General features: G+C 73.4%; 7 protein-coding genes. 3 read left to right on the top strand and 4 right to left on the bottom strand.

The genetic code is table 11. The features are described from left to right. Both VFV67_RS29505 and VFV67_RS29510 read right to left on the bottom strand, forming a co-directional pair. On the bottom strand, positions 1 to 1,147 hold a 1,147-nt coding region (locus VFV67_RS29505), incomplete at its 3' end, for an acetoin utilization protein AcuC (RefSeq protein WP_326473950.1). 17 nt (positions 1,148 to 1,164) lie between these two features. After that, positions 1,165 to 2,028 carry a sulfurtransferase gene (locus VFV67_RS29510; RefSeq protein WP_326473951.1) on the bottom strand — a complete coding sequence of 288 codons (864 nt, stop codon included), beginning with the start codon at positions 2,026 to 2,028 and terminating at the stop codon, positions 1,165 to 1,167. An 81-nt stretch (positions 2,029 to 2,109) separates the two neighbouring features. Here VFV67_RS29510 and VFV67_RS29515 point away from each other — a divergent pair, with 81 nt between their 5' ends. From VFV67_RS29515 to galE, 3 genes are read left to right on the top strand one after another with little or no spacing between them, the layout of a single operon-like run. Then, positions 2,110 to 2,805: a metal-dependent transcriptional regulator gene (locus VFV67_RS29515; protein WP_326473952.1), complete on the top strand. Its 696-nt coding sequence runs from the start codon at positions 2,110 to 2,112 to the stop codon at positions 2,803 to 2,805. Next, positions 2,802 to 3,971: a galactokinase gene (gene galK / locus VFV67_RS29520; RefSeq protein WP_326473953.1), complete on the top strand. Its 1,170-nt coding sequence runs from the start codon at positions 2,802 to 2,804 to the stop codon at positions 3,969 to 3,971. Before VFV67_RS29515 ends, galK begins: the two co-directional genes overlap by 4 nt. A gap of 41 nt (positions 3,972 to 4,012) precedes the next feature. Beyond that, positions 4,013 to 4,972 carry a UDP-glucose 4-epimerase GalE gene (galE, locus tag VFV67_RS29525; RefSeq protein WP_326473954.1) on the top strand — a complete coding sequence of 320 codons (960 nt, stop codon included), beginning with the start codon at positions 4,013 to 4,015 and terminating at the stop codon, positions 4,970 to 4,972. Positions 4,973 to 5,085: 113 nt separating this feature from the next. Here galE and VFV67_RS29530 read toward each other — a convergent pair whose 3' ends face one another. After that, positions 5,086 to 5,793, bottom strand: a complete 708-nt coding sequence (locus tag VFV67_RS29530; protein WP_326473955.1) for a DUF3800 domain-containing protein — start codon at positions 5,791 to 5,793, stop codon at positions 5,086 to 5,088. Between the two features lie 8 nt (positions 5,794 to 5,801). Further along, on the bottom strand, positions 5,802 to 6,275 hold a 474-nt coding region (locus VFV67_RS29535; protein ID WP_326473956.1), incomplete at its 5' end, for a DUF4192 domain-containing protein.

The following is a 6,275-nucleotide window of genomic DNA, read 5'->3' on the forward strand; positions in this document are numbered from 1 at the left end:
CGTGCGAGGGAAAGACGGCGCGCCGGGTGTCCCGGACGGCGGTGTCGACCCGGTCGTCGGAGGACGGGTCCCACCGGTCGAACCCGGTCTCCCGGCCGTCGCTCATGGTCCGCGGCAGCTCGGCGGACGGAGCCAGGCGCAGCACGTGCGAGGTCCACTCGGCGGGCAGCCGGGTGTCCGGCTCGACGTCCCGGTCCAGCACGGTGGCCAGCAGGTGGGTCCAGGACCGCGGCACCACGCGCAACAGCTGGTAGCCACCGCCGCCGGCGGCCAGCCACTTGCCGCCGGCGTGCCGCTCGGCCAGCTCGCGCAGCGCCCGGTAGATCGCCCGGTGGCCGTCCACCGACAGCGACAGCTCGGCGAGCGGGTCCTCGTCGTGGGTGTCCACACCGCACTGGGTGACCAGGATCTGCGGCCGGAAGCTGCCGAGCAGGGATGGCACCACGCCGTGGAAGGCGCGCAGCCACCGGGGGTCGTCGGTGTGCGGCGGCAGGGCCACGTTGACCGCCATGCCGCGGGCCGCCGGGCCGCCCACCTCGGTCGGGAAACCCGTGCCGGGGAACAGGGTTGCCGGGTGCTGGTGCAGCGAGATGGTCAGCACCCGCTGGTCGTCCCAGAACGCCGCCTGCACCCCGTCGCCGTGGTGCACGTCCACGTCGACGTAGGCGATCCGCTCGAAACCGTTGTCCAGCAACCAGGAGATCGCCACCGCCACGTCGTTGTAGACGCAGAACCCGGCCGCCCGGTCGCGCATGGCGTGGTGCAGCCCGCCGGCGATGCTGACCGCCCGGTCGGCCACCCCGTCCGCGATCTGCTTGGCGGCCAGCAGCGAGCTGCCCACCACCATCGCCGACGCCTCGTGCATCCGGTCGAAGATCGGGTTGTCCGGCGTGCCCAGCCCGTGCCCGACGTCCCACCCGGCCATCGGCGCCTGCTTGACCGCCTCGATGTAGCCGGCGTCGTGGATCCGCTCGATCTCGGCGATCCCGGCCTCCTGCGGCACCAGCAATTGCACGCCGTCGAGCACGCCGAGCGCCGCGGCCAGCCGGACCGTGAGGTCCAGCCGCACCGGGTGCAGCGGATGCTCCCCGCCGAGGTCGTACCCGAGCAGCGCCGAATCCCAGACCACCGCACCGTTGGCACCCATACCCCGACCCTAACGGGTCAGATCGGGTCCGGACCGGTGGCGACCGGGCGGGTGGGGTCGGTGCACCAGTGCGACCAGGAACCGGCGTAGAGGGCGGCCGGCCGGTCCGGCCCGGTGACGCCGGCTGCCTCGAGCGCGAGCACCACCGAGGCCGCGGTGACCCCCGATCCGCAGTAGGCGCCGACCGGAGCCCCGGCCGTCACCCCGAGATCGTGGAACCGGGCGGCCAGCGCGGCCGGCTCCCGCCAGCGGCCGTCCGGGCCGGTGTGCCCGGCGAACGGGGCGTTGCGTGCCCCGGGCACGTGTCCGGCCCTCGGGTCGACCGGCTCGGTCTCGCCCCGGTAGCGCTCGGGTGCCCGGGCGTCCAGCAGCACGCCGGTCCGGGCCAGTTCGGCGGCCGCGGCGGCGTCCAGCACCGGCAGGTGTCCGGGCCGCACCTCGATGTCGCCGGGCTCGGGGTGCGCGACCGCGGTCGTGACCGGGCGGCCCTCGGTCCGCCAGGCGGCGAACCCGCCGTCCAGCACCGCCACCTCGGCGTGCCCCGCCCAGCGCAGCAGCCACCAGGCCCGGGCCGCGACCGATCCGTTGTCGGCGTCGTAGGCCACCACCGGCCGGTCCGACCGCACGCCGGCCGCGCGCAGCACCGCCTGCAGGTCGGCCGGGGCGGGCAGCGGGTGCCGGCCCCCGGCGCCCGGCTCGGCGGCCAGTTCCCGGTCCAGATCGACGAACACCGCCCCGGGGAGATGCCCGGCGTCGTAGGCTTCCCGGCCGGGTGGACCACCCAGCCAGAACCGCACGTCGAGCAGGACCGGCGGGCGCGGACCGGCGAGCAGGGCGGCGAGGTCCACCGTGGACACCAGCGGCGTGCTCAGTTCGGGCATCAGCACATCCTGCCCCCGCTACAGGGAGCGACGATCGGCCGGCATCACCCACTACCATGGATCCGGACGAAGGGGAGCGGCGTGAACGAGCTCATCGACACCACCGAGATGTACCTCCGGACGATCTACGAGTTGGAGGAGGAGGGCGTCGTTCCGCTGCGCGCCAGGATCGCCGAGCGGCTCGGGCAGAGCGGCCCCACGGTGAGCCAGACGGTCGGCCGGATGGAGCGCGACGGCCTTGTCGTCGTCGCCGAGGACCGGCACCTCGAGCTCACCGACCACGGCCGGGCCCTCGCCGTCGCGGTGATGCGCAAGCACCGGCTGGCCGAGCGGCTGCTGGTGGACGTGATCGGCCTGGAGTGGGAGCACGTGCACAGCGAGGCCTGCCGCTGGGAGCACGTGATGAGCGAGGCGGTGGAGCGCAAGCTGGTCAAGCTGCTCGGGCATCCCACCACGTCGCCGTATGGCAACCCGATCCCCGGGCTGGACCTGCTCGGCGAGGGTGACCCGGCGCCCGGTCTCGAGGCCGGCCTGGTTCGGCTGGACGAGGTGGCCCGCCGGGGCGGCGGGAAGGTCGAGATCCGCCGGATCGCCGAGCACGTGCAGATGGACCCGGACCTGATGGGCGAGCTGAAGGCGGTCGGGCTGCTTCCCGGCCGCACCGTCAACGTCGGACCGTCCAAGGGCGACGGAAACACCATCGAGATCGACAACGAGGGCGTGCGAACCAAGCTCGCCCCCAGTGTCCTGCACGCCATCCTGGCCATCGCGAAGTGAACCCGGCCGCCCGGGCCGCCGAGGAGTTCCACCGGATGCACGGGCACGCCCCGACCGGCGTGTGGTCGGCGCCCGGGCGGGTCAACCTGATCGGCGAGCACACCGACTACAACGACGGGCTGGTGCTGCCGTTCGCACTGCCGTTCCGGATCGCGGTGGCCGCGGCGCCCCGCCCGGACGGGCTGCTGGCGGTCACCACGGTCGGCGACGACGGGCAGCCGCAGCGCGCCGCGCCGGTCGCCGTGGCCGACCTGTCGCCGGGATCGGTGACCGGGTGGGCGGCGTACCCGTCCGGGGTCTGCTGGGTGCTGCGCTCGCAGGGTCTCTCCGGCGGGGCGGAGCTGGTGATCGCGGGCAACGTCCCCGCGGGCGCCGGGCTGTCGTCCTCACACGCGCTGCAATGTGCGACCGCGCTGGCCCTGCTCGGTCTGGCCGGCACCGAGCTGGACGCGGCCGGGGCGCCGAGCCGGACCGAGGTGGCCGCCTGGGTGCAGCGCTCGGAGAACGGGTTCGTGGGGGTGCCGACCGGGCTGCTGGACCAGACCGCGTCGCTGTGCTGCGTGGCCGCACACGCCCTGTTCCTGGACCTGGCGTCCGGCCATGCCGAGCAGATCCCGCTGGACGCGGCCGGGCACGGGCTGGCCGTGCTGGTGATGGACACCCGGGTGCGGCACTCGCACGCCGACTCCGGCTACCGCGACCGTCGCAGCGGTTGCGAGCGGGCCGCGTCGCTGTTGGGCGTGCCGTCGCTGCGGTCGGTCGGACCGGACCGGCTGGCCGGGCTGGACCTGCCGCCCGAGCTGCTGCGGCTGGTGCGGCACGTGGTCACCGAGAACGAGCGGGTGCGGCAGGTGGTCGAGCTGCTGCGGACCGGGCGGCTGCCGGACATCGGCCCGGCGCTGACCGAGTCACACACCAGCCTGGCGGCGGACTACCGGGTGAGCTGCCCCGAACTGGACGAGGCGGTGGCCGCCGCGCTGGGCACCGGCGCTCTGGGCGCGCGGATGACCGGGGGCGGGTTCGGCGGGTCGGCGATCGCGCTGGTCCGCGCGGACGACGTGGCCGAGGTGGGCGCCGCGGTAACCGCCCGGTTCGCCCGGCGCGGGTTCGGCGCGCCCCGGCTGTTCACCACGGTGCCCTCGGCGGGCGCCGGCCGGGACAGCTAGGTTTTCGTGGCGTCGCATCCGCTCGGCGAGGGAGACGTGTGGTGAAGCTGCTCGTGACCGGCGGAGCCGGGTACATCGGGAGCGTGTGCGCGGCACGGTTGGTGGCGGCCGGGCACGAGGTCGTGGTGGTGGACGACCTGAGCACCGGGCACGCCGACGCGGTCCCGGACGGCTGCCGGCTGGTCCGCGCGGACCTCGCCGACGTCGCCGACCCGCTGCTCGCCGAGGGCTTCGACGGGGTGCTGCACTTCGCCGCCAAGTCACTGGTCGGCGAGTCCATGCTGGACCCGGCGAAGTACTGGCACGGCAACGTGATCACCTCGCTGCGCCTGCTGGACGCGATGCACCGCAACGGCACCCCGCGGCTGGTGTTCTCGTCCAGCGCCGCCGTGTACGGCGAGCCGTCCCGGGTGCCCATCCCGGAAAGTGCCCCCACCCTGCCGACCAACACCTACGGGGCCACCAAGCTCGCCATCGACCACGCGATGACCTCCTACGCCACCGCGCACGGGCTGGCCGCGGTGAGCCTGCGCTACTTCAACGTGGCCGGCGCGTTCGGCCGCTTCGGCGAACGGCACACCACCGAGACCCACCTGATCCCGCTCGTCCTGCGGGTCGCCCTCGGCCGGCGCTCGCACGTGGAGGTCTTCGGCACCGACTGGCCCACCGAGGACGGCACCTGCATCCGGGACTACATCCACGTCACCGACCTCGCCGACGCCCACCTGCTCGCCATCGACCACGCCGAACCCGGCCAGCACCGCATCTTCAACCTGGGCAACGGCACCGGTTTCTCGGTCCACCAGGTGATCGACGCCTGCCGCCGGATCACCGGCCACCCCATCCCCACCCGACTCTCCCCCCGCCGCCCCGGCGACCCCGCCACCCTCGTCGCCGCCAGCGACCGCGCCCGCACCCACCTCACCTGGAAACCCGATCACCCCCACCTCGACCCCATCGTCCACGACGCCTGGACCTTCATGCAGGCCAACACTTCGTGATCCGCACCCGATCAGGTGATGCGCGCGGGCGGTGGGGGCGTGATAACTTGATGACGCGGACCCGCCCCACAGTTTGAGTGGACAAGCGGGTCTAGCCATTTCCGGGGCTTGGATTACAAGGCGAGCGGTCCGCCGTTGACATCGCTCGGGCCGAGGTATCGGTCGTACCAGTCCCAAGCGAACCGCTTGCCCGGATGCCGCAGCAGGCTCTGATAGGCGCTCCACGCGGCGATGTCCGCCATCTGCACCCAGTGCGAACGGTGGGCGGGAACGAACATCGGATCCTCGATGATCCGGCGAGTAGGCAGCCTCAGGCTCCGGTGCGCGTCGCAATACCCCGCCGCGGTCCCGTCGCCGTCCATCACCACCACGCCGTACTCCCGGGCGCCACCCAGCCGTTCGTCAAGCCAGCGGACGAGTTCGATGTAGACGGTGTCCCGCTCGGTGGCATATCCCCGGCGGCGTGCGGAGGTCCTGCGGTACACGGTGCCGACCTTCAGATCCGGACACTGGCCGATTGCGGCGAGAGCCCGGACGGCAACGTCGTGCCGGGCTTGCCAGGACATGTTCACGCCAAGGTTGGTCGACGGTCGGCCGCGGTTGGCGATGAACCTGGTGCTGTGCAGTTCGACCGAGGGGCGAATCCTGTAGGAGGCGTACAACTCGCGGCGGAACCTGAACCAGGACAACAGCCCGTTGGCCCAACTGGTCACCGTGCACTCGATCCAGCTGTAGACGATGTAGCCGGTCTCCTCGGCGCCGGAGTCGTCGACGTAGAACAGGCGCACCGGACTCGCCGGGTCGGGCGGGGTGGGGGTCATGGGCCGGGTCAGGTGTTGGTGAAGGCGGTGACGAAGCTTTCGGCGAGCATGGCGCGGAAGCGGTGGGGTGGGAGGCCGTGGTCCATGACGTCGCGGACGATCTGAGCCAGCCGGTGGTCGGGGGTGGCGGCGAGGGCGATGTCGGCGGCGACGCCGGCGAGGGCGCCTTCGCCACGGAGGTAGGCGCAGGTGGCGAGCAGGGCGGCGGGGTGGGCGCGGACCTGGGTGGGCGCGGCTCGGGTGAGGCGGGCCCAGAGGCGCTCGGCGGGGGCGGCGCGGGCGGTCAGGCAGAGCGCCAGGCAGGCCTCGCGGACCTCCGGATGGGACAAGGCGTGTAGGAGCCGGGCGATGGTGTCGTCGGGCAGGTCGACGGTGTCGTCGGGTTGGTCGAGGGCGTCGTCGGGTTGGTCGAGGGCCGGGGCGGGGACGTCGTCGGCTCGGGCGTCAGTTGGGCCGGGCGGATCGGTGGGGGCAGCGGGGGC

Origin of the sequence: Actinophytocola sp. (assembly GCF_035762905.1) — a bacterium.
Taxonomy (GTDB): domain Bacteria; phylum Actinomycetota; class Actinomycetes; order Mycobacteriales; family Pseudonocardiaceae; genus DASYTH01.

Excerpts from the sequence above, each read along its gene's own strand:
- VFV67_RS29530 (WP_326473955.1), bottom strand. The coding sequence starts at position 5,793 with ATGACCCCCACCCCGCCCGACCCGGCGAGTCCGGTGCGCCTGTTCTAC.
- VFV67_RS29510 (WP_326473951.1), bottom strand. The coding sequence starts at position 2,028 with ATGCCCGAACTGAGCACGCCGCTGGTGTCCACGGTGGACCTCGCCGCC.